The 22,377-nt window shown below is 58.4% G+C and carries 20 protein-coding genes; 9 read left to right on the top strand and 11 right to left on the bottom strand.

Annotated features, from left to right (window positions below):
* Positions 1-2: 2 nt before the first annotated feature.
* The 5 genes from FB593_RS21565 to FB593_RS21545 all read left to right on the top strand — a co-directional run bounded on the left by FB593_RS21565 (position 3) and on the right by FB593_RS21545 (position 6,510).
* Positions 3-890, top strand: coding sequence for an ABC transporter substrate-binding protein (locus tag FB593_RS21565; protein WP_321186293.1), 888 nt, complete (start codon positions 3-5; stop codon positions 888-890).
* The gene (fhuB, locus tag FB593_RS21560) at positions 887-2,866 is read left to right on the top strand and encodes a Fe(3+)-hydroxamate ABC transporter permease FhuB (protein ID WP_145166987.1); all 1,980 of its coding nucleotides are present in this window, start codon (positions 887-889) and stop codon (positions 2,864-2,866) included. The genes FB593_RS21565 and fhuB overlap by 4 nt, the downstream gene beginning before the upstream one ends.
* Before the next feature lie 112 nt (positions 2,867-2,978).
* Positions 2,979-3,704, top strand: coding sequence for an ATP-binding cassette domain-containing protein (locus FB593_RS21555; protein ID WP_111802827.1), 726 nt, complete (start codon positions 2,979-2,981; stop codon positions 3,702-3,704).
* A 522-nt stretch (positions 3,705-4,226) separates the two neighbouring features.
* Positions 4,227-5,984, top strand: coding sequence for a gamma-glutamyltransferase (gene ggt / locus FB593_RS21550; RefSeq protein WP_145166938.1), 1,758 nt, complete (start codon positions 4,227-4,229; stop codon positions 5,982-5,984).
* Between the two features lie 295 nt (positions 5,985-6,279).
* Complete coding sequence (locus FB593_RS21545; protein ID WP_013637508.1) at positions 6,280-6,510, top strand: BrnA antitoxin family protein; 231 nt, start codon at positions 6,280-6,282, stop codon at positions 6,508-6,510.
* 283 nt (positions 6,511-6,793) lie between these two features.
* Here FB593_RS21545 and FB593_RS21540 read toward each other — a convergent pair whose 3' ends face one another.
* From FB593_RS21540 to FB593_RS21530, 3 genes are all read right to left on the bottom strand, one after another.
* A complete protein-coding gene (locus FB593_RS21540) occupies positions 6,794-7,693 on the bottom strand; it encodes a sugar phosphate isomerase/epimerase family protein (RefSeq protein ID WP_145166937.1) in 900 nt (299 codons plus the stop codon).
* A gap of 133 nt (positions 7,694-7,826) precedes the next feature.
* A complete protein-coding gene (locus FB593_RS21535) occupies positions 7,827-8,999 on the bottom strand; it encodes a Gfo/Idh/MocA family protein (protein WP_145166936.1) in 1,173 nt (390 codons plus the stop codon).
* A 20-nt stretch (positions 9,000-9,019) separates the two neighbouring features.
* The gene (locus FB593_RS21530; protein WP_321186300.1) at positions 9,020-9,865 is read right to left on the bottom strand and encodes a sugar phosphate isomerase/epimerase family protein; all 846 of its coding nucleotides are present in this window, start codon (positions 9,863-9,865) and stop codon (positions 9,020-9,022) included.
* Positions 9,866-10,054: 189 nt separating this feature from the next.
* Here FB593_RS21530 and FB593_RS21525 point away from each other — a divergent pair, with 189 nt between their 5' ends.
* Positions 10,055-11,068, top strand: a complete 1,014-nt coding sequence (locus tag FB593_RS21525) for a LacI family DNA-binding transcriptional regulator (protein ID WP_145166934.1) — start codon at positions 10,055-10,057, stop codon at positions 11,066-11,068.
* Between the two features lie 373 nt (positions 11,069-11,441).
* Here FB593_RS21525 and FB593_RS21515 read toward each other — a convergent pair whose 3' ends face one another.
* Positions 11,442-12,458 (bottom strand): NADP-dependent oxidoreductase, encoded by a 1,017-nt coding sequence (locus FB593_RS21515; RefSeq protein WP_145166933.1) that lies wholly within the window; start codon positions 12,456-12,458, stop codon positions 11,442-11,444.
* 91 nt (positions 12,459-12,549) lie between these two features.
* Between FB593_RS21515 and FB593_RS21510 the strand changes: the two genes are divergently transcribed.
* Positions 12,550-13,452, top strand: coding sequence for a LysR family transcriptional regulator (locus tag FB593_RS21510; protein WP_145166932.1), 903 nt, complete (start codon positions 12,550-12,552; stop codon positions 13,450-13,452).
* Between the two features lie 116 nt (positions 13,453-13,568).
* Here FB593_RS21510 and FB593_RS21505 read toward each other — a convergent pair whose 3' ends face one another.
* Positions 13,569-14,435, bottom strand: a complete 867-nt coding sequence (locus FB593_RS21505) for an aldo/keto reductase family oxidoreductase (RefSeq protein WP_145166931.1) — start codon at positions 14,433-14,435, stop codon at positions 13,569-13,571.
* 117 nt (positions 14,436-14,552) lie between these two features.
* Between FB593_RS21505 and FB593_RS21500 the strand changes: the two genes are divergently transcribed.
* Positions 14,553-15,482, top strand: coding sequence for a LysR family transcriptional regulator (locus tag FB593_RS21500; protein WP_145166986.1), 930 nt, complete (start codon positions 14,553-14,555; stop codon positions 15,480-15,482).
* Positions 15,483-15,824: 342 nt separating this feature from the next.
* Here FB593_RS21500 and FB593_RS21490 read toward each other — a convergent pair whose 3' ends face one another.
* Positions 15,825-16,196 carry a hypothetical protein gene (locus tag FB593_RS21490; protein ID WP_145166929.1) on the bottom strand — a complete coding sequence of 124 codons (372 nt, stop codon included), beginning with the start codon at positions 16,194-16,196 and terminating at the stop codon, positions 15,825-15,827.
* Positions 16,197-16,267: 71 nt separating this feature from the next.
* On the opposite strand from FB593_RS21490, the gene FB593_RS21485 reads away from it, so the two are divergent.
* Positions 16,268-17,074: an AraC family transcriptional regulator gene (locus tag FB593_RS21485; protein WP_186447949.1), complete on the top strand. Its 807-nt coding sequence runs from the start codon at positions 16,268-16,270 to the stop codon at positions 17,072-17,074.
* Between the two features lie 439 nt (positions 17,075-17,513).
* Here the strand turns inward: FB593_RS21485 and FB593_RS27590 are convergent, their stop codons facing one another.
* From FB593_RS27590 to FB593_RS21460, 5 genes are all read right to left on the bottom strand, one after another.
* Positions 17,514-17,654: a hypothetical protein gene (locus FB593_RS27590; protein ID WP_186447948.1), complete on the bottom strand. Its 141-nt coding sequence runs from the start codon at positions 17,652-17,654 to the stop codon at positions 17,514-17,516.
* Between the two features lie 214 nt (positions 17,655-17,868).
* Positions 17,869-18,630, bottom strand: coding sequence for an SDR family NAD(P)-dependent oxidoreductase (locus FB593_RS21475; RefSeq protein ID WP_019565782.1), 762 nt, complete (start codon positions 18,628-18,630; stop codon positions 17,869-17,871).
* 3 nt (positions 18,631-18,633) lie between these two features.
* Entirely contained in the window at positions 18,634-20,316 is a 1,683-nt protein-coding gene (locus FB593_RS21470) for an SMP-30/gluconolactonase/LRE family protein (protein WP_145166928.1), read from the bottom strand.
* Positions 20,313-21,296, bottom strand: coding sequence for an NAD-dependent epimerase/dehydratase family protein (locus FB593_RS21465; protein ID WP_145166927.1), 984 nt, complete (start codon positions 21,294-21,296; stop codon positions 20,313-20,315). Before FB593_RS21465 ends, FB593_RS21470 begins: the two co-directional genes overlap by 4 nt.
* The gene (locus FB593_RS21460; RefSeq protein ID WP_112162132.1) at positions 21,293-22,375 is read right to left on the bottom strand and encodes an ABC transporter ATP-binding protein; all 1,083 of its coding nucleotides are present in this window, start codon (positions 22,373-22,375) and stop codon (positions 21,293-21,295) included. The genes FB593_RS21465 and FB593_RS21460 overlap by 4 nt, the downstream gene beginning before the upstream one ends.
* Positions 22,376-22,377: the final 2 nt, after the last annotated feature.

Here is a 22,377-nt window from a genome sequence, read left to right as displayed (position 1 = left end):
TTGTGTCTGACGCTCGTTACCCAAATCGTGATTACAGGCTGACGCGGCGGCAATTCACCGCCGGGTTGGCTTCCGTTTTCCTTCCAGCAGTGGCAACAGCAAGCACGGAAACGCGTCGGCTCGCCGTGTTGGACTGGGGATGGGCAGAAAGCCTTCTCGCTCTGGACTTCAAGCCATTTGCTGTTGCCGAAGCCCCTCTTTACGGTGACCGCGTTGTAACACCTGCACTTTCGACAGACACGATCGACCTTGGCCTGAGATCATGGCCGAACGTTGAACTGCTAAGAGCCCTGAAACCCGAGCTGATCGTGTCTCAAGCCGGATATGGTATCTCTGCTGAACGTCTCGGCGCGATTGCTCCAACCCTTGCGCTACCGCTTTACGGCCCCGCCCGGCAACCATTGCTTGCCGCAGAACACGCCCTCAAGGAGATTGCACGTCGCATTAGCAGGGAAGAGCGTGCGACAGACTATTTGGAACTGTCCTATTCGAGACTGAACGCGATAGCTCACAACGCAAAAGACTACGACGGGCGCGCCCTTTTGATCATCAAGTTTACGGATGACAGGCTTATCGATATCTACGGCGCAGGTGGCTTGTTCGATGATGTCCTGAAACGGATCGGCATTGCCAACGCATGGGATGGCAAGACCAATAACTGGGGCTTCGCAACGGCGGGATTGGAGGCGATCGCGCGCTATCCTGAAGCAAGACTGGTCATCATCGAGCCGGGTCCACCGGGCCTTTTTTTGCAAAGCGCACTATGGAACGCCTTGCCGGCCGTACGGAATGGTCGTGTATCGATGATTCCACCCACGTGGGTATTTGGCGCGTTTCCATCAGCGATGCGGTTTGCCGAAGTCCTACGGCAGAGTCTCGGCATCGCATGAGAAACCGTTTCATCACCCCACCGCGCCTCGCCTTTACCATCACACTGGCAGCGATCGCGCTCCACGCCTTTGCCGTTGGTCACTATGTGGCGATCTCCGACATTCCAGCGGCCTTATGGCAGCCGGATCCAGCTTCGTTCGGCCAGATCTATGTCTATTTCTCGATTGTCCCACGGTTCCTCGTCGCTCTGCTGGCTGGTGGTGCGCTTGCTTTCACGGGTGTAATATTCCAGCAGCTCCTGAAAAACCCTCTGGCAGAACCCTCGACGCTCGGGATACTTTCTGGCGCTCAGTTGGCGATCACCCTTCTTTCCCTTTCTGCAGCTGCAGTTACGGCAGGCGAGCGCGAGATAGCCGGGCTTGTAGGCGGCCTTGTCGCCGTAACACTCGTCGCGGGACTGGGAAAAGCTTCAAACTTCGCACCGATGACACTCCTTCTCTGCGGGATGGTGATCAGCTTTTCCGCCGGCTCGGCCTCCGTCATACTAGCCTTGTTTCACCACGAATATCTGCGCGGGGTGTTCATCTGGGGAAGTGGTTCACTCATCCAGAATGACTATTCCAACGCGACCGCATTGGCCTTGCGCATGATCGTGCTGATACCGCTGCTGTTGCTGTTCTTTCGACCGCTTTCAGTTATCGGTCTTGATGAAAGCCGTGCCCGCAGCCTCGGACTGTCCCCGGGCGGGTTGCGCGCGGCGGTACTGTTTATCGCAACCGTACTGTCGGCTGTTGTTGTAGCCCGCGTCGGCGTCATCGCGTTCGTCGGCCTTGCAGCCACCAACCTCGCCCGAATAGTTGGCGCTCGAACGCTCCGCCAACGACTGCTGTGGGGAGGACTGCTTGGTGCCGGCCTCCTGCTGTTCGCTGACAGTCTCGTGCTTGCTGGAGCGCCCGTCGTCGGTGAGGTGCCAACGGGTACCGCCACCGCAATCATCGGCGCCATAGTGATGTTGGTGCTCATCAAACATGTACCCCATTCCATTGACCAGCTTAACAGCAATGCCCTGAACCAAAGAGAGAACCCTCTGGCAGGCTGCTTTTTGCTGCCAGGTTCTCTTGCCATTGCTGCCGTTATCGCATTGTTCTCGCTGACCGAGAGCTTCATAGCTGGCGGGGTGGAAACATCCGTGTTGTTTGCCGGTCGATGGCCAAGGGTCCTGACCTCGGCAAGTGCTGGCGCAATGCTGGCCATTGCGGGTTCCCTCACACAAACGATCACGCGTAATCCCATAGCGAGCCCGGAAGGGCTCGGCATCAGTGCCGGAGCCGGACTGGGGATTATCGCAGCTTTCTTCGCCGGAGGAATGGCGTCGCCTATTTTGCCGCTTGCCGGCGGCATAACCGGTGCAGTCGCCGCGTTTGCGATCATTCTGCTTGTGGCAAAAGGGAAAAGCTATGCGCCTGGACCTGTTCTTCTGTCTGGCATAGCCATCAGTGCGCTCGCGACTGCGATAATTTCGCTCATTGTTGCCAGTGGCGATCCGCGCGCAAGTTACATTCTGGCGTGGACCATGGGCCCTACCTTTCGTGCAACCGGCTTCGTCGCGAGCATCGCTGCAGCCTTGGTTTTGATCGGGCTGGCCATCTCGCCACTCTTGCGCCGCCCGCTAGAGGTCTTGGCGCTTGGGGACAGCACTGCACGCTCTCTTGGACTCAATCCGGCGCGATCCCGCCTCGTGCTTTTGCTGTTCATTGCTGTCCTGACGGGAGCTGCGACCGTGATTGTTGGCCCGTTAAGCTTCGTCGGCATGATGGCACCGCACATCGCCCGAGCGGCCGGGGCACGCGGCCAAATCCTGACGCTTCTCACGGCGAGCGCGGTCGGCGCAACGCTGATGATCTCAGCCGACTGGTTGGGACGGGCTGCCGACTTTCCCTATGAGATTCCGGCAGGCGTCATCGCCGCCTTTATCGGGGGGCCATACTTTCTGTGGGTGATCCGCTCGCGGGGCAGACAAAGCCCCAGGTTCTAAAAATGAGGTAACAGCCTTGGTTCAGATATCCGAAGACAGCAGAACGAGAACCATCTCGAGGATACCCCTTTTTGAGTTGGAGCGGGCCAGTTTCTCCGTCGGAACTCGGGTTTTGCTCGAACCACTGACAATAAGTTTGCCAGCACGGCGAATTATCGGCCTGATCGGGCACAATGGCTCTGGCAAGTCGACATTGATCAAGCTCCTGGCCCGCCAAAATCCACTCAGTGCTGGCAAGATTTCCTTTGATGGAAAAGACTTGCATGAATGGGGCAGCAGGCCGTTCGCTCGTAAGGTGGCCTATTTGCCCCAGCAGGCGCCCGATACTGCAGGTATGCTTGTCAGCGAGCTAGTCGCGCTCGGACGATATCCATGGCACGGCGCTCTTGGCCGGTTTGGCCTTGAGGACAAGACGAGGGTGGAGGAAGCGATGAGGCTGACAGACGTGGCGCGTTATCGCGCGCGCTTCATCGATACGCTTTCAGGTGGGGAGCGGCAGCGGGTCTGGCTCGCGATGCTCGTTGCGCAAAACCCCGATTGTCTCCTCCTTGATGAGCCGACCTCGGCCCTTGATATCGCCCACCAGATCGACATCCTCACGCTTGTTCGCCGGCTCGTTGACGAGCGTGGACTTGGGGCCATCGTCGTGCTCCACGACGTGAACATGGCGGCTCGCTTTTGTGACGAAATCCTGGCACTTCATTGCGGAAAACTCATTGCACGTGGAGGACCAGAGGACATCGTGGCCCCGGATCAACTGCAAGCAATCTACGAGACCCGAATGGGCGTTATGCGCCATCCTGATAGCGGTCTACCGCTAGCATATCCACGCAGTTGAAAGGATCAGAACCGGCGACGCCGTTATTAAGGCAGATGCGTGGAGACAACAGCGCCTGCATTTACTGCCCTTGCGTTCCGTCCTATGTCATTAGCTCCAGCTCGTGGCCTGGATGAACACCAAACTGCCCATCTATTTTGTCGGAAAAATAATACGAGCCTGCCTTCCGGTTTCCTGAAGAAGGCAGAGAAGTCCGCCGCCATATACCAACTCGAAAGGCTTGTCGGATGGGAAATGAGCAGATTTCCATTTTCCAACGATAGGTCGACCCTTCGACATGATGGACATGCGGCGAGACAGCCACCATAGTGCCGAAAAAGAGCGGCGCGCCAGACAGACGCTTAACAGCGGTGCGTGCCAACGGACGGGGCTGAAATACCGGTGAAGGCCGAAGCTTTGCAGCAGTGAAGGAAGAGTTCTAAAAGTGGCCGTGCCGTGATCGATAAAGGTTCGGCCTGCCTGCTGGCTCAGTTGAATGCCCTGCTACATTAACGAGTTGTACGTCGCTGGAGGATTTGGCTGATGAAAATGAAATTTCTCGGTGAGGCATTTTTCGCCTTGATGCTTTCCACCGCAGTCGCCTCCGCGCAGCAGGCGTCCGACACGGTGGCGCCCGAAAAAGCGACCGATATTGCGACTGCCAAACGCATCGAGTCAAAGAGCTTCATGGTAGCGGCGGCCAATCCGCTGGCGACTGAGGCAGGGCGTGATGTGATCGCCAGGGGCGGCAACGCCATCGATGCAATGGTGGCGGTGCAGGCAATGCTGGGCCTCGTTGAACCGCAGAGTTCCGGTCTCGGTGGGGGTGCCTTCCTGGTCTATTACGACGCAAAAAGCGGCAAGTTGACCACGTTTGACGGCCGCGAGACGGCGCCGATGGAAGCCACACCGAAGCTATTCCTGGATGACAAAGGTCAACCGCTAAAATTCATGGACGGAGTGGTCGGCGGCCGCTCTGTTGGCACGCCGGGAACGGTGCGACTTCTGGAGGAAGCCCACAAACGCTATGGAAAGGCCGAATGGGCAAGCCTGCTGAAGCCGGCGGAAACGCTGGCTACCGAGGGCTTTAAGGTGTCGCCGCGTCTTGCCTCCCTGATCGCATCCGAGGGAGACCGGTTGAAGAAATATACAGAACCCCGGTCCTATTTCTTTGACACCTCCGGGGCCGCCCTGCAGGCCGGCGCTCCTTTGAAGAACCCGGCCTATGCCGAGACGCTTGCGGCGCTGGCCAAAGGCGGCGCCGATGCCTTTTACAAAGGGCGAATTGCCGAGGCGATCGTCAAGACTGTGCGCGAGGCGGCCGACAATCCCGGCGTGCTGTCGCTGGCCGATCTTTCCAACTATCGGGTCGTCGAGCGCGAGCCGGTCTGCTTTGTCTATCGTGCTCTTGACGTTTGCGGCATGGGGCCGCCGTCGTCGGGCGGAATCGCCATCGGCCAGATTCTTGGTCTGGTGGAGAATTTTGATCTCAAGGCGCTTGGGCCAAAAAATGTCGACAGTTGGCGCATTATCGGCGACGCCCAGCGTCTCGCCTTCGCCGACCGCGAGCGTTACGTCGCTGACACCGATTTCGTGCCGCTACCGATCAAGGGCCTGTTGGACAAGACCTATTTGGGCGGGAGGGCAAAGCTGCTCGACGGCGATAAGGCGTTGACCAACGATGCCGTCAAGGCCGGCCAGCCGGAATGGGACCACGCGCTGCTTTTCGGCCGGGATGCGGCGATCGAGTTGCCCTCCACAAGCCATTTTGTCATCGTCGACAAGGACGGCAACGTGGTCTCGATGACGACAACGATCGAAAGCGGCTTCGGCTCGCGTCTGATGACGAACGGCTTCCTGCTCAATAATGAGTTGACGGACTTTTCCTTCAAGACCCATGATGGCGGTCTGCCGATCGCCAACCGCGTTGAGCCAGGCAAACGACCGGGCTCCTCCATGGCCCCGACGATCGTGATGAAAGATGGCAAACCGCTGCTCGCCATCGGTTCGCCGGGCGGCAGCCAGATCATCGGCTATGTAGCGCAGGCGCTGATCGCCTATATCGATTGGGGCATGCCTGTAGAGGCGATCGTCTCCCAGCCGCATCTCATCAACCGCTTCGGCACCTACGACATCGAGGCCGGTACAAGCGCGGAGGGTCTTGCAGGGCCACTGAAGGCGCTGGGTTACGAGGTGAAACCGGGCGAGATGAATTCCGGTTTGCATGCCATCGAGATAACCGCCGAAGGTTTGATCGGCAGCGCGGATCCACGACGCGAGGGAGTGGCGGCAGGGGAGTGAAACGCTCCGCCAGCGGAAAGGGCATGAGAAAAGGTCAACACGAAGGGTGTGTATCTCGCCAAGGGGCGCTAACACCTTGACAAGAACCTGCGGCCTCCGAATGCAATTGTGGATAACGGCGCACAATCTCTTCCAGATTGCGCGTGTGAGGCTGACGGTTTATCGGCAGCAATTACGTTCTTCCGGCTAACCACTACACGTGGGTTGCGACCACCGCTTTGTTTGACATACAGCCTGCAAACAGAAACTGACAGGCTGCGCTGTTCGAGCGCACGACACAAGAGGATATATGACCATGGCAACACCCCGACGACCGTCCAATCCGAAAGACGCAGCAGAGGCGCTGTTCAAACCGGCAAAGAAGGTCGCAGCGCCAGCCGTTGAACGGCCTGCAATTCCTAACACCAAAGAGCTTGTATCATTGAAAATCGACAGCGATGTGCTCGCGCATTTTCAAGCCGACGGTCCGGGCTGGCAAGAGCGCATCAACGATACCTTGCGAGCCGCAATGAATGCGTCCAATTAAAGCTCTTGAAACGTACCGACCCCATGCCCCGTCAATAGCTGCCGCTTCTCGGCCTCGCGGCTCGTTGGGCAAGCGTGGCGCAATCATGCGCCATTCACAGTCAGCCCGGACCTCTGTCGAATCGAGAAGGCCTCCTCCGCGTTGAAGGCGCTCGTACCAGGTGTGGCCCAGTGAACTATCCCGTGACTGTGGGATAGCATCGAAAGGCCGGTTGATCTGGTCGAGCCACAAAAGCCTGGTCATATCGCAGGGCCTTTTCGACCACTCCGCGATTGAGGAGGCGTTACTTTGGCCAGTACTTGTTCACATACATCTGTGTCTCACGAAGCATGAAACGGGCACTGTCTTCGGCTCGGTCCTCCCAAGCGAAAACGCAATTTGAAAGGACACCGTCGAATTTCATGTCGGCAAGAGTTGAGAAGAATACTTCCCAGTTGATCTCACCTTGGCCGAAGTCGGTGTGTTGATGGACGCGCACCTTCGCTCCAGGCGGATTTACAATGTAGCGCAGTTGCGAAGACTTGTTATGGTCATAGGTGTCTGCGAGGCGCACATGTGCAAGAAGCCCCTCGGTCGCTCGTAGGTTAGCAACCATGTCGGGACCGTAGAAGAAGGTATGGGGCGCGATGAACGATGCCTTTACAGCCTTTGAATTGATCGTCTTGATGATATCGATGGCAGGGGCGATTTCCTCAATCCAGTCCTCTGGATGCGCTTCCAGCGAGAGGATCAGCCCTTCGCGCTCCAGAATTGGCACGAGGATATCCATCGCACGGAAAAACTGCCCCTCACACGTCTCCGGACGATGCAACCCACTGCAATCATTCAGGCTTCGATCCGGGGATCCCCCTCGCCCGAACTCCGAGACCAACATCGGGCATTCCATCTCTGCCGCAATTTCGATGGCACGCTTCCAGTTCTCTATCGCCGTTTGCCACTCGTCTTGGTATGGGCTGGCCCAGCGGTACATTGGCTGCAGCGTTGCCAGGCCCACCCCATGGTCCTTGAGGGCCTTCTTGAAGCTCTTTACCCTCTCGGGATAAACCTTCGGACGCGTCCACCAGGAGAGAAAGTCCGGACGGGGTGAGAGCTCAACATAGTCGTATCCCAGCTCGGCGGTCTTTCGGCAAATTTCCTCCAGAGATAAATGACGGATCATGTGCGGATCGAGTGCGTGTTTCATCAAAACCTCCTGATAATATAAATTCGCCCCTTCACGGGAGCGTCGATGCGGACAAGCATCGCTTGCTGGACCACGTCGCGTGGGTGGCAATCATTTATGGAGCTGCGCCAATGGTGCTGCTCTCTCCATCGCGCTACCGATAATCGACCCAGACCCCGCCGAGATCGGCGGAACGAACGCAGTTCTCAACCCAGCGAACGCCCTCAACCCCTGCCGCAATCCCCGGAAACCGGAGGCTCGCAAGGCGTTCGCCATCGTTTTCGTTGCGCGCCTCCATAGCGATAGCAAAGCGGTCGTAGAGGTTAGCCCAGGCCTCGAAGAGGCCCTCGGGATGGCCTGCACCGATACGATCGTCGGCAAGTGCCTTTGCGTGCAGATAGCCCATGCCACGCTCAAGAATGCGTACCGGCTCGCCCTGAACCTCAAATCGTAGCTGGTTTGGCTGCTCGTCCCACCATTCGATCGAAGCCTTTGATCCGACGACGCGCACCTTTTGTCCATGCATGGAACCCGCATTGATGGCGCTCGACCAGACGGTGCCAAACGCGCCATTGTCATATTCCATCAGGGTCACGGCGTTGTCTTCGAGAGGTGCACGCGTCTTAACGAAGCTCTGCCGGGTACACAGAAGCCGTTTGATACGGAGGTCGGGCAGGATGACCTCGGAAATATAAAGCGGATGTGTACCGATATCACCGAGCACATAACTTGGGCCTGCGAATTTCGGATCGACGCGCCAGCGGGTCGCCGGGTTTTGAAGCTCGACAGCCTCGTTGTGAAACCCGTGGGCGAATTGCAGGTTGACCAGACGAATTTCTCCGAGCTCGCCGGCAGCAACGAGCTCGCGGGCATGCTCGATGACTTGGTGGCCGCTATAGCCGTAGGTCACGCTAACAATACGGCCACGCTCTGCGGCGATACGCTGAAGATCCTCGGCCTCGGCCACCGTGAAGCACAGCGGCTTTTCACACACAACGTGCAGCCCGCTTTCCAGTGCAGCCTTGGTGATCTCGTAGTGGGTATTGTTGGGCGTTGCGATCGATACTGCCTCGATCCCCTCCGGACGCTTTGCCTCCTCTGCGAAAAGCGCACGCCAGTCGGCGTAGCATCGCGAAGGCTCGAGCCCCAGTTCAACACCGAAGGCGCGGCCGCGCTCGGCGTCGAGGTCGAAGGCGCCAGCGACCAGATCGAAGTAGCGATCACGCAGGGCGGCGCTGCGGTGAATATAACCGATCTGACTGCCGCGACCACCACCCACCATAGCCCAGCGAAGAGGTCGTTTTGTCTGACGCGTTCCGTAAATCATGAGGTTTCTGTCCCGGATTGTTAGAAGCCAGCCGACTTGAGATAGTCACAACTGAGTTTTACGTCGGCGAGGCTACCGCCCGCGTTGCGCGGATCACGCTCCTGCTCAACGGTGATAAAGCCTTCATAACCAAGCTCATCAAGAAGGGCGCGAATGACGGGATAATCGATACAACCCTTGCCAATGGGACACATGACCCCCTGCGCGCAGGCTTCAAAGAAGCGAATGTGCTCACCCATCACGCGTCCGAAGACGGCCCTGTCGATGTCCTTGAAGTGGATGTAGTCGAGACGGTCGGCGTATTTGCGCAGGGTTTGGACAGGGTCCATGCCGGCATACCAGGTATGGCCAGTGTCGAGGCAGAAACCGGCGACCTCCTGGGGTATGTCAATGGCGAGACGGGCAATCTCGTCCTCGAATTCGATGTAACCGCCGGCATGCGGATGAATGGTGGCGCGAACGCCATATTTCTCGCGGGCAAGAGCGGATATCGCCCTGATATTATCCATCATGCCGTTCCATGCCGCGTCATCGAGCCGCGGTGCCCTGTCGGAATGACCCGCCGCATAATCGCGTTCGTCGTGTCCCCAATCCATCACCGTCAGATAAGGTGCGGCAAATCGCTGGCCCGACGCCTTCGGCGGCGTCGGCAGACGGGTGATCAGAGCGCAAATCTCGTCCGTCTGGCGCAGCAGGCTATCGCGGTTTTCCTCAGCGACAAGATCATTGAAGATCGTTCCGGCGACGATATAGAGCCCTCGACTTGTCAGAGCCTGAGAGACCATATCGATGTTGAGCGGAACATAACCATAGGGGCCAAGCTCCACTCCCCCATATCCGGCCGCCTTGACTTCATCGAATACCATTTCCCACGGCGGTAGGTTTGGATTGCGCACGTCATCGACGCCCCAGCAGCACGGTGCTGTGGTTGGTCCTTCCCTGGTGTCGCTCACTTGGTGGGCGACCCTCCCTGACGCAGAGATCTAGCTGGAGATATCCGATTTACAAAGTTGGAATTTGATGGGATTCAATCAGAAAACCGGGCGGAGAGGTAAATGACTGCACGCAAGATAAGCATTTCGGATGTTGCAAAGGCAGCCGGGGTCTCGACCGCGACGGTGGATCGGGTTCTCAACAACCGTGGCGGCGTGCGTACCGACAAAGAAGACCGCGTTTTGGCCGCTGCGCGGGCGCTCGGTATTGACCGGGCCCTAGATCGTACCCCTTCACGCGCGCTACGTGTCGCGGTCCTTATCCAACCGCCAGTCAACCCGTTTCACGCGTCTTTGCGCGAGGGTATCGATCTTGCATCGCGAATGTACGCAACACTGAACGTGCAATTCTTCGTCCATCACATCGATCCACGAAAGCCGGCGGCGATCGCCGCAGCCGTCCGCGATTGTCGCTCCTATGATGGCCTCGTCATCACCAGCCCTGACGATATCAGGGTTCGAGAAGCCGTAGCATTCCTGTCGCGCAATGTCCCGGTGGTTACTCTGGCGACCGACCTCACAGATTGCGGGCGTGCCGCCTATGTGGGGCCGAACGACAGGCAGGCCGGTCGGGTGGCTGGCGACCTGATGGGCCTTTTCCTCGGACGGCAAGGCGGCCGCGTCGTCGTGGTTGCCGGCTCACGCGATATCACTGGCCATCGCGAACGGGAAGCCGGGTTTCGCGACATCATGACCGAGCGTTATCCTGAATGCAGTCTGGCCGTGGTTCTGGAGACCGGAGAAAATCAGGAGGAAGCAGGCCGTGTCGTAGAGATTGCATTTCGGGATGACCCGGGATTACGAGGCATATATCATCTGTCCGCGGGTGCTTTGCCGATTGTCAGTGCTCTGCAACGCCTTGGCCGAATCGACAATACGGTTGTCATCACCCACGAACTCACGCCCAATCGACGGATGCTGCTAAAATCCAGAAAGATCAGCGCGGTTATCGACCAGAGACCCCTTTTGGAAGCACGCCTGGCAGTTGAGACCATCGCAAAGCTCCTCGGTAGAATGCCTGGAGAAGCGGTCTCTATCTCAACGGACATCCAGATCTTTCTCGCAGAGAATGCCTAGCGTGCGTGTATCAGTCATCCATGATGTCGCGTTCGTTCAATGCGTCGTATTTCCGTATTTCGCCTCGCATTTTACTGCTTCAGCGGCCGGCAAACACGATCGTGTCAGCTACCTGCAAATGAGAGCTGAGCGCAGCCTGATCGACCCAACGCTCCGAGATCAGGAATCGCCCTGATTGTGGATCGTCCACGGCAGCATCATAGGTGATGCTGTCCTACGCTTTCGTGTCGTGGATGCCACCGCATTCAGTTCTGTCATGAATTGCGACAGAGCGACGTGCATGTAGTCTATTATAATCAGCACGGGATAATCCCTGGATCAGCGCACCGACCGCCTGTTCGCGGCGACCGGGGCCTTGACTGGTCAATGGTGATCAAGCGGCAACCAGCACGATCTTGCCCTGGATGCTACTTTCTGAAGCACGACGATGCGCTGTCGATGCCTCGGCCAGCGGATAGGTGCTGTCGATCACCACCCGTATGGAGCGATCATCGAGCAGACGACCGGCCTCTGCCAATTGCGCACCGTTCGAACGCACCTGTGTCGTTGAGACGGTGATCTTTCGCCGGGCGGCTTCGTCATGGCCTAGAAAACCCAGCGGGTTGACGAGAAACAGGGCGCCGTCCGGCTTAATGCTGGAGAGAAAGCCTTCCATATTCGCGCCGCCGACGGCGTCAAGCACCAGATCAGCATCCCTCACCACTGCTTCGGCAGCCGTCTTCGTATAGTCGATGAAAATATCGGCACCGAGATCATAGAGAAGCGCCTCGTTTTTGCCGGAAGCAACGGCAATCACCTTCGCGCCTTGCCACTTCGCGATCTGGACTGCAAGATGGCCAACGCCGCCGCCGGCGCCGTTCACCAGCACGATCTTGCCGTCGAGCGGAACCGGTGCATGCTGGAAGGTCTGGAATGGGTTCGGCAAATCATGTCCCAAATCGACCAGAAATTGCCAAGCGGTCAAAAGCGACATGGGCGCACCGGCAGCCTGGATGTGGTCTATCCCGGCGGGCTTCAACGCCAACTCCAATACCGGAACGCGAACATATTCGGCATAGGCGCTGCTTCCCGTCATGAGGTCATGCGGGAAGCGGACCATCGCATAGACCTCGTCGTTGACCTTGAACTGCGACACGTTTTCACCAACGGCCGCAACCGTGCCGGAAACGTCCGTGCCAAGGATCAGCGGAAAGCTTGGACTGAGTTGCCATTCCGGCGGTAGAGCCCGATAACCATCGCGCAGATAGAGATCCGGCGGGTTGAGGCTGGCGGCATGGACGCGAACAAGCACGTCGTCCGCCGAGATTTCCGGCCGGGGCGCATCTTCATAACGAAGAACATCTGGCCCACCGAATTCGTGCAATCGCACAGCTTTCATCATATCAGTCATCACGGCCTCGCTTGAATATTCGTTTTGATGACTGAAGATACGATCATCTCCTTCGCTTGATAATCATCAGATAATTCGCTTTAATAGTGCCATGAAGGAACAAATCGGAATTGATAGACTGACTGGGTTGATCGCATTCGCTCGGGCCGGCTCGCTCGGAAGCTACACCGCCGCCGCCCGTTCCTTGTCCATCTCACCCTCGGCGGTCAGCAAGAGCATTCAGCGGCTGGAAAAGCAGCTCGGCGTTTCGCTTTTTGCGCGTACGACACGTTCCCTGGCCCTGACGACCGAAGGGCGCGATCTTCATGAGCGTGCGCTCAGGCTGCTGCACGACGCCGAAGATATAGAGCAGGCGGCAAAAGCAGCGCGCACCGAGCCCGCTGGCACTTTACGGATTGCAGCATCGTTGCCTATCGGCCTGCACGTAATAGCGCCGATGCTTCCTCAGTTTCGCAGGCTCCATTCGAGGGTCAATATAGATCTACGTTTGAGCGATCACATGGTTGATCTTATCGAAGGCGGCTACGATGTAGCGGTCCGCATTGGTGATGTGGCAGATTCGCGCCTGCTTTCGCGCCGCCTTCTGCCACATCGGCTATGCTGTTATGCCTCGCCCGTATATCTGGCCGGGCGCAGCCCGCCGACCAGTCCAGACCAATTGGAAGAGCACGAGACTGTCAACCTGCGCTACCAGAGTAGCGGCCAGCTGTTCCGCTGGCCTTTCCACGTAGGGGACAGGGAGGTGGAGATTGTGCCCACCTCTAGCATTATCGTTGACGCGAGCGAAGCCGTGCTTGCGACGATCGCAGCAGGTGCCGGAATCGGAATGGCAACCAATTTCATGGCCAGCACTTGGGTGAGGCGTGGAGCGCTTATTCCGGTTCTGGCCGATTATGCGGTGGAACGGCACAACATCACGGCGCTGTGGCCCGAGAGCCGGCGGTCAAACCCGGCCGTCCGCGCTTTCCTCGACACCTTAGTGAAGTTGTCCTGACAATGGCAGCGAATGTCTGCTTCTGGGGCGACGCTGACTAGGCAGCATTTGCCAAAAGCGGGCGTGAGGACAGATGACAACCCGTCGACAAATTCCCCAGATTTCTACAAGCGGCATTAAGCAGCCACCTTATCCAGCTCCAACAGTGCCTCCGAGGGGAGCTCTATCCTGGCCGCGGCGAGGTTTTCTCGCAGATGTCCCCGTGACGATGTGCCCGGGATCAGGAGAATGTTCGGCGATCGCTGGAGAAGCCAGGCAAGCGCAACCTGAATCGGCGTGGCGTTGAGCCGAGCGGCCACGTCAGACAGGGTAGAGGATTGCAGCGGCGAGAAGCCGCCAAGAGGAAAGAACGGCACATAGGCAACCCCTCGGGAGGCGAGTGTGTCGATTAAGGTTTCGTCCTGCCGATGCGCAAGATTGTACTGGTTCTGCACGCAAGCGATGTCGGTAATCTTTCCGGCATCCTCGATTTGCTTCGCCGTGACGTTAGACAGTCCGATATGCCGGATCAGTCCCTGTTGCTTTAAACCGGCCAGAACTTCAAGAGGCTCGTCCAATGAGCCTTCCGCGGGGCCGTGCACGTCGAACATAGCGCGCAGGTTGACCACATCGAGCACATCGAGTCCGAGATTGCGGAGGTTGTCATGAACGGCCTGTGTCAGCTCCACGCGCGAGAACGACGGATACCACGAAGCATCCGCGCCCCTGCCTGCGCCGACCTTGGTGACGATCACAAGGTCGTTGTCATAGGGATGCAAAGCTTCGCGGATTATCTCGTTTGTAACATGCGGGCCATAGAAATCGCTGGTGTCGATGTGGTTGACGCCGCTTTCCACCGCCTCGCGCAGGACAGCTATGGCCTCCGGACGATCGCTCGGAGGCCCGAAAACGACCTTGCCTGCAAGCTGCATCGCGCCATAGCCCAGCCGGCGCACCGTATGATCGCCAAGCGTGAAGGTTCCTGAAGTTGCAATAGTGCTCATGGTCCATCTCCTTGTGTTCCTCCAAAATAGACAGGTGGCATATACGCTACAAGAAGCTATAATCCGGACAGGTTGTCCGTGAAAACGGACAATTGTTTTTTATGTTTGGAGAGCAGGGTGTCGGATTTTACGGATCTGAATGCGTTTTTACTTGTGGCTAGATCCAAAGGTTTTCGGCAGGCCGCGCGCGAAAGTGGCGTCAGCTCCTCGGCGTTGAGCGATGCGGTGAAGCGTCTCGAAGAAGACCTTGCGGTAAGACTATTCAATCGCACAACCCGCAGCGTGCTCCTGACGGATGCAGGACGTCTCTTGCTAGAGCGCACCGGACCCGCATTCGCAGAGGTGGCATCGGCACTCGACGAGGTGAAAAGCAGCCGCGGCCGCACCTCGGGGGATCTCAGACTCAATGTTCCGATGAGTGCGGCAAGGCTGGTCCTGCCTCCGATCGTGCCGCCGTTCCTAAAGGCCTATCCCGGAATAAGGCTGGAAATCGTGACCGATGAGAATTTCGTCGACATCATAAAGAGCGGCTGCGACGCAGGCATCCGTTATGACGAACGGCTCGAGCAGGATATGGTGGCGTTGCCGATCGGACCGCGCCAGCAGCGCTACGCCCTTGCCGCATCGCCGGGTTACCTTGCAAGAAGAGGCAAACCGCAACATCCACAAGAGCTGCTTTCGCATGATTGTATTTTAGGCCGGTTTTCGGGGCGCGCGCTTCCCTCCTGGGAATTCGAACGCGATGGGGAAGAAATCGCCATAAATCCTAAAGGTAGCCTCGTTGTTCAGTTCGGCGGCGGCACCGATCTTGGCATCGACGCAGCCATTGCCGGTTCTGGCATCATTTATATTTTTGAAGATTGGCTAAGGCCACACTTCGATAGAGGAGATCTGGTACCGGTGATGGAAGAATGGTGGCTGCGGTTTTCCGGCCCGTTCCTCTATTATTCCGGACGGCGGCTTGTGCCCGCGCCTTTACGCGCATTTATCGATTTCGTGAGACAATCGCACAAAGATGCAGCGAAATCCTTGCAGCCCGGCCCGTGAATTCAAAGTCCTTAGCTCTGTTTCTTGCCGCCGGCATTGGTCGATCCATCGTGCATATCGCCATAACACGCATCATGCATTGGACTAGAGCGACTATTCAGACATGGGCACGTCTTGCAGTAATCCAGTCCGTTAATCAGATATCGGATGCAACAGATGCGGCGGAGACGCTTTGGCTTGCCCTCGTATCGACGGTAGAGGATGGGCCTGAAAAGCGGGTTACGTGAGCCATCTGCCATGTGAGGCGATTCAAGCAGTTCCAGCGCATCGGCCACGCCATGGCCGCAAGGAATGTTTTCAGCGAAAAGATGACGTTCCCGCTGGTGACAACTGGCAGGGAACTCACACCTCATCCCCCGGCAGTGTGGCCTTGCGCTCGATGCCTTTTTCATCAGTGGTAACATTGTCTGCGAGGCCGTAGGTCGCTCGCGACACATAGAAAAAGAATGGAGCAGCGAGGCAGGCGTGCAGATAGGCTTCGGCAGCGTCATCGTGCACAACAGTCGACATGGCCGGAGGCTGGCGGGCAAGCAACGCTCGGGCTTTCGAAAAAAGAACCCCTGTAATCCTTTTCAGAACAGCGGCACGATCCGGCCTTGTCCCCATCAGGGATGGGGGCAGGATGCAGAGCCTGCGAGGTCCTTTCGAGGACAGACGAATTTCGGTCCGGACGATATCCGACCACCAGCGGTCGTTGTGTTTTTGAAGTGTCATGATCACCCTCCAGCTTCTAGCAGGATGACCCTATCGACAAACCGATCTGACAAATTTAGATATTCTCTCTAATGATCACTAAATACCACCATTCACCTCTATCTCTATCTGGTGCCCTCGCCGACCATGATGTCGAAAGCTCTTCATCGCGCGTTCGCGCTGTGAGGATCTACGTGTCTCAGAACGAACGCGAGGCTCCCGAACACCACCACCGTAAGGGCCAGCTTGTCATGCCGCTGCTGGGAGGCGTGACTTGTCGCGTCCCAAGCGGCATGTGGATGGTTCCGCCTCATTGTGGCGTCTGGGTTCCAGGGGGCATGCTTCACAGCAATGTGGCCACCGCCAACGCACGTTTGTTCTTCCTGTTCATCGAGCCGGGGGCTGCCGATCTGCCGAACCGGTGCTGCACGCTTTCCCTGTCTCCGCTCGTCAGGGAACTGATCATCGAGATGGCCGACCAATCGGCTGCCGCGACTGCTGACTTAGAGCTCATGGAAACGCTGCTTCTGTCAGCATTGTCGCGGATGCCGGTCGAGCATCTTCACCTCCCGCTGACGGACGAGCCCCGGCTTGCACGCATTGCATCCGAGCTGGCAGACGATCCATCCAATCGCAGTACGATGGCGCAATGGGCTAAACGAGTGGCGATGAGTGAGAATTCGCTCGCCCGTCTCGTTCAAAACGAAACGGGCCTTACCTTCGGCCGCTGGCGACAACAATTGCAGGTGATTGTCGCAATCAGAAGCCTTGCAGCAGGGGAAACGGTGCAGCGGGTTTCAGGGGATCTTGGATATCAATCCGTCTCTGCATTCATAACCATGTTCAAGAAAGCGCTTGGTACATCGCCTGCCCGATATCTGGGAAACTTCGACCGCTGAACGTCAGAAGGTACAGCGACACCTGAAAGGAAATCGGCCGGCTGGCGGAGCTTCCTCCCAATGGACACTCTCCTACCGTAATGGTTTTTACGACCCCAGCCGCCGCCTCCCGCGTGCCGCCATGCGCGCATTTCTCGATTACATGAGAAGCTATAACGGTCAAACGAAGGGCGCGCTAGAACGCCTCGACATTGTCGATCAGCTGATCGACCAGCGACTGGACCGCTGCGCTTCTTACCCACGCCACATGCGGCGTCAGGATGATGTTCGGCAAATCAAGCAGACGCATGAGTGGACGATAGTATGCGGCAGTTCGGTGATGACAACGTCGAAGCCAGGCCCGCTGATCTGGCCGGTTTTCAATGCGAGCTCCAGCGCGGGCCCGTCAACGAGCCGGTGGGAACAGCGCGGTTGAAATCATGCTGCGGGCTGAGGGCATCTAAGGGAAGTGCAAGGTGATGATGTCGCTAACCCCGGGTATGATGCCGAGGCGCTGGTGATAAAGCTTCGCCAGTTTGGGATAGCTGATGGACTCCGTCATCGCCGCAATCGCAAGAAAGACCGACGGCTCATCAGCCATTTCCGGTTGCCGTCAGACTTCCGTCGGTAGGGATGGAAACCGCTGACGACCCCCGTGCAACCGCGCGCGATCCCGCTTTCATGGCTTCAAACACAATCGCCGCACTATCGGCGCTGGTTTTTTCGAATGACGACCTCTCCAGACGATCACCGCAAAAGTTGCTGGGCCAACACCTGCGTTCGGGACATTTTGCATTTTTTCAATATCCACCCGCTCAATAACCTCCGGTGAGAAAAATCGTTTCGCCCGTCATGAAACTACATGCCTCCGACGCCAGAAAGACAGCTGCCCCCACCATCTCTTCCGGTCGCCCGGCACGCCCCATCCAGTTCAACGCGCTTACATATTCATTCCAGCCCTCCGGATCCTCGACGCGGCGGTGAGCGTTGCGGTCCGTATCGATGAGGCCGGGAGCGAGAGTATTGAGCAACACGTTGTCGCGGGCATAATCTCTAGCCTGACTTTGAATTAAATTGTGCTGTGCGGCCTTCGTCGCCGCATAGGCGGTAACGACGCTTTTAGGCCTTAGCTGATTGACTGATCCTATGGAGACGATCCTGCCCCATTTCCGAGCCGACATTCGCGGCAGTGCCGTCTGCAGCATGTCGACCGTCGAGCCCAGATTGACCGCCAGTTGAAACGCCAGATCACCTGGCGTCAGCGCCGATAGAGGGGCATTGATCTGGGCACTGGCGTTGATAACAAGGATATCGAGTGGTGCGATCGCCTCTGCTCGCTCGATAAGATCCCGACCAGCCCCGACTTCGGAGAGATCGCCTGCCAGATGATCCGCCGCTCCCCCGTGCGTAACAATCCGCTCATGTACAGCCGCTGTGGCGCCCGGCTTGACGCCATGCAGGATGACATGGGCACCTGCCCCAGCCAGCCCTTCGGCAATCGCCGCTCCTATCCCACGGCTTGAACCGGTAACGAGCGCCACGCGGCCCTTCAGGCCAAAGATGTTTTCAAGGTTCATCCTTTATCCTTCGAACAATGAGACATGCGCACCGGAAACTCCCGGGCGGCAGGAAAACAGTCCACCTGACAGAGGCGCGTCGGCGAGTGTCGAGGCCGGCAGGCGGGTGCGGGCGCTGGTGATGAACAGCGTCGACAGATCCGGGCCACCAAAGGCGATGCTGGTGGGACGGGGCACCGGCATCTCAATTACCTGGTCGAGCTTCCCGTTTGGAAGATAACGGCGCACGGACCAGCCATCCCAGATTGCACACCAGACCCCTCCTTCCGCGTCCACCGCAAGACCGTCCGGCCGGCCGTCAGCGACGGGAATGCGTGCGAATTCGCGGCATCCCGACAGCGTTCCGGTCGCGGGATCGCAATCATAGGCGTGGATGAGGCCAGGTACCGTGTCAACAAAGTAGAAGGTTTTCCCATCCGCGCTCCAGCCGAGGCCGTTGGAGACGATGATGCCGCCTTCCTTGCGTTCGAATGCGCCATCGGTGCTGATACGATAAAGCGCACCCGTGGGCTTGGAGGCGTCAATCCTCATCGATCCCACCCATATCGCGCCGTCAGGCCCGCATTTGGCATCATTCAAGCGGTTGTCGACGATGCCTGCCTCCGGGCTGACGAAGGGTGTGAGGCGACCTGATGCAAAATCCAGCCATTCGATCCCATCCTGAGACGCCACCAGCAGACGCCCACCGCGAACCGGAATGACCGCGCTGACCAACTTCCCGGTCTCGCAGGTTTCGTTCCGGCCACTCGCTGGATCAAACCGGTTGACAGCGGGATGAAGAATATCGACCCAGTAGAGCGTATTTTCGCCATCGTGCCACACTGGACTCTCGCCAAGCTGTGCGCCCCATGGCAAGACGCAACTCAGCTCGGCACTCGGACGGCCGGTGACAGACCGGGGCCTGGGCCTGGAACTAATGGCGACAGCCCCAGCCGCACCCGTGATACGGCGGGCGGCAGCAATCAATTCGCGCCCGGCTGGATGGATATTGGAGGAACTGAGCCGCGATGAAGGGCCAAGCGCAACAAGCACCCCGATCGGCGTATTGTCGCGACCCATGACAGGCGCGGCTGCCGAATTTACACCTGGCAAGTGCTCCTCATAAGAAATCGAATAACCACGTGCCCGGGTCAACGTCAGGTCGGCCTGGAGCGCATCGAGCGTGGTGATGGTTTTCGGGGTCTGCACATCCAGCGTCAGACGGTCCAAGAGGGCGCGGCCGACGGCGGGGTCCTGAAAGGCGAGCAGTGCCTTGCCGGGTGCTGTGCAATGCAGGGGGACGCGGCGCCCCACCTCGACGCGCACAGAAAGGCCATTCGGCGAACGTTCGGCCAGATATTGCGTCATCGTGCCGTCAAGCCGGCACAGCGCAACCGTTTCCCCCAGTTCGGCCGCCAGCCGCTCGAGTTCCGGGGTTGCCGCCGAGACGAGATCGAAACTCTCCCAGACCCTATGGGACATTTCCAGAAAACGCTGGCCCAGAACATAAGTGCCCCGGGCCGCATCCTGACGGACGAGACCATAGGCGATAAGGGTGCGCAGGATGCGTGCAAAGGTCGGCTTCGGCAGGCCGGAGGCGCGCAACAACTCGGCAAAACGTAGCGGTTCCTGCGCGTCGGCAACCATATCGAGCAGGGTTAGCCCCTTGGCCAGCGCCGCCGTGCCGCCCGGCGTCTCGGGCTTCATCGCCTCTGCTCCTTCGCGAGTCGCCCCAGCCTTGCGGCCGCCGCTTCGTCCAGCATCCGGTCCATCGTCCATTCTGCTTCAAACCCCAAAGTGTTTCTGATCCGCTCGTTGGACGTATGGTAATAAACGCCGTCGCCGGGAAAATCGACTGTCACGATGGGAAGGCCGGTCAGCGCCGCAATCTTCGGCAGAAGCACGGCGAAGTCGGCGGGTTCATCCGCGCCGAGATTGAAGATGCCGCCCGCCGCCTCGGGGTGATCGAGAGCGAGCAGAATTCCTGCCACCATGTCTCGCGTATCGGTAATGTGCATACGGAATGGACGGCCGTTTTTGTTGCGCGACAGAATGTGCGACGGCTCACCGATATCTCGGGACTGGAGCAATTCGGCGATAGCAACGTTTCCGAAATTCTGCTGCTGGCGGATGCGCGGCCGCAGGAAAAACCGGGGACCGGAAAAGAAACTCTCTTCGTCCAGCAGTTCCGCCGCATCCTGCGTATGCGAAAACCGCAGGATCACCGTTTCCATGGTGCCGCTTCGCTGGTGAAAGCGCACCAGCTCTTCGCCCAAAAGCTTGGTCAGGCCATAGAGCGAATTGGGGCAAAGCGGATGATCCTCGGTGACCGGCAGGAATTCCGGTCGGTTTTCCGGATAGACCTCGCCTGAGGAAGCGAACACGAAACGCCGCAGGCCAGCCGCTGAAGCGGCATCCAGAAGCCGGCGCGTACCCTCGACATTGACAGCGAACATACGATCGCGATCCGCCGGAGCCCAGGACATGAAGGCTCCCAGATGCAGCACGGCGCTCACGCCCTTCATAGCTTCGGACAGTGCCTGCGCATCCTCCAGCGACCCGACGACTTCCTCGCCGCCGGTTCCCGATGGCCTGAGATCAAAACCGCGAACGGTGCGGCCCTGTGCGCGCAAGGCGGCGACAGCGGCACGACCGACACGGCCCGTCGATCCGGTGACGAGGATCATAGCCGTTCTCCGGTCTTTGCATCGAAGAGATAAAGCTTGGCCGGATCGAAACCGAGCCGGAGTGCCTCGTTGCCAGGAAGATTGCCGGTATGCGAGACGCGCGCGATCAGACCCTTGGACTTGCCCTCCTCGCCATCGGCCACCCTTGCGCCTTCCGCGTCGAAATAGACGTATTTTTCCGATCCGAGGCTTTCCACCAGCGTCGGGTGAACATCGAAGGCGACCGGCGCATCGCCGAGAACGAGATGTTCCGGCCGCAGACCGACGATCACGCTGCCTTGGCGATCAGCCGCGCCCGGCACGGAAACATGTTGCCCAAACAGGGTAACAGTGCCGTCATGCAGTTGCGCATTGAGGAAGTTCATGCCCGGCGAGCCGATGAAACCGGCAACGAAAAGATTGGCCGGGTTGTTGAACAGTTCGTCCGGTGCGGCAATCTGCTGGATGATGCCGCCCTGCATGATCACAACCCGGTCCGCCATGGTCATGGCTTCGACCTGGTCATGCGTCACGTAGACGGTAGTGACCCCGATGCGTTTATGCAAAGCGCCGATTTCGGCACGCATATGGACACGCAGCTTGGCATCGAGGTTGGACAGCGGCTCGTCCATGAGGAAGGCTTGCGGCTGGCGCACGATCGCTCGTCCCAGAGCGACGCGCTGTCGCTGACCGCCTGACAGATCCTTGGGCTTGCGATCCAGATAGGGCGTCACTTCCAGAATGCGCGCCGCATCGTCGACCCGGCGGTCAATCTCATGCCTGTCCGTGCCGCGCATCTTCAGCCCGAAGCCGATGTTCTGGCGAACCGTCAGATGCGGATAGAGCGCATAATTCTGAAACACCATGGCTATATCGCGGTCCCCGGGCGCCAGATCCGTGACTTCATTGTCGCCGATGAAGATCTGCCCTTCGCTTGCCGGTTCGAGACCCGCAAGGATTTTCAACATCGTCGACTTGCCGCAACCGGAAGGTCCAACCAGCACCACGAACTCGCCGTTCTCGATCTCAAGCGAAAAGGGCCTGAGCACGTTGAGCGCGCCATAGGACTTGCTGACGTTGCGAATGGAAATATTGGCCATGC

It is taken from the genome of Rhizobium sp. SJZ105 (assembly GCF_007828365.1).
Lineage (GTDB): Bacteria > Pseudomonadota > Alphaproteobacteria > Rhizobiales > Rhizobiaceae > Agrobacterium > Agrobacterium tumefaciens.
This window is presented reverse-complemented; position numbering and strand designations above follow the sequence as displayed.

Coding starts and splice junctions, on each gene's coding strand:
- FB593_RS21530 (WP_321186300.1), bottom strand. CDS start 9,865: ATGGTATTCGATGAAGTCAAGGCGGCCGGATATGGGGGAGTGGAGCTT.
- ggt (WP_145166938.1), top strand. CDS start 4,227: ATGAAAATGAAATTTCTCGGTGAGGCATTTTTCGCCTTGATGCTTTCC.
- FB593_RS21540 (WP_145166937.1), bottom strand. CDS start 7,693: ATGAAACACGCACTCGATCCGCACATGATCCGTCATTTATCTCTGGAG.
- FB593_RS21515 (WP_145166933.1), bottom strand. CDS start 12,458: ATGACTGATATGATGAAAGCTGTGCGATTGCACGAATTCGGTGGGCCA.
- FB593_RS21470 (WP_145166928.1), bottom strand. CDS start 20,316: ATGAAGCCCGAGACGCCGGGCGGCACGGCGGCGCTGGCCAAGGGGCTA.
- FB593_RS21545 (WP_013637508.1), top strand. CDS start 6,280: ATGGCAACACCCCGACGACCGTCCAATCCGAAAGACGCAGCAGAGGCG.
- FB593_RS21460 (WP_112162132.1), bottom strand. CDS start 22,375: ATGGCCAATATTTCCATTCGCAACGTCAGCAAGTCCTATGGCGCGCTC.
- FB593_RS27590 (WP_186447948.1), bottom strand. CDS start 17,654: ATGGCTGATGAGCCGTCGGTCTTTCTTGCGATTGCGGCGATGACGGAG.
- FB593_RS21475 (WP_019565782.1), bottom strand. CDS start 18,630: ATGAACCTTGAAAACATCTTTGGCCTGAAGGGCCGCGTGGCGCTCGTT.
- FB593_RS21525 (WP_145166934.1), top strand. CDS start 10,055: ATGACTGCACGCAAGATAAGCATTTCGGATGTTGCAAAGGCAGCCGGG.
- FB593_RS21510 (WP_145166932.1), top strand. CDS start 12,550: ATGAAGGAACAAATCGGAATTGATAGACTGACTGGGTTGATCGCATTC.
- FB593_RS21535 (WP_145166936.1), bottom strand. CDS start 8,999: ATGATTTACGGAACGCGTCAGACAAAACGACCTCTTCGCTGGGCTATG.
- FB593_RS21485 (WP_186447949.1), top strand. CDS start 16,268: ATGATCACTAAATACCACCATTCACCTCTATCTCTATCTGGTGCCCTC.
- fhuB (WP_145166987.1), top strand. CDS start 887: ATGAGAAACCGTTTCATCACCCCACCGCGCCTCGCCTTTACCATCACA.
- FB593_RS21490 (WP_145166929.1), bottom strand. CDS start 16,196: ATGACACTTCAAAAACACAACGACCGCTGGTGGTCGGATATCGTCCGG.
- FB593_RS21505 (WP_145166931.1), bottom strand. CDS start 14,435: ATGAGCACTATTGCAACTTCAGGAACCTTCACGCTTGGCGATCATACG.
- FB593_RS21465 (WP_145166927.1), bottom strand. CDS start 21,296: ATGATCCTCGTCACCGGATCGACGGGCCGTGTCGGTCGTGCCGCTGTC.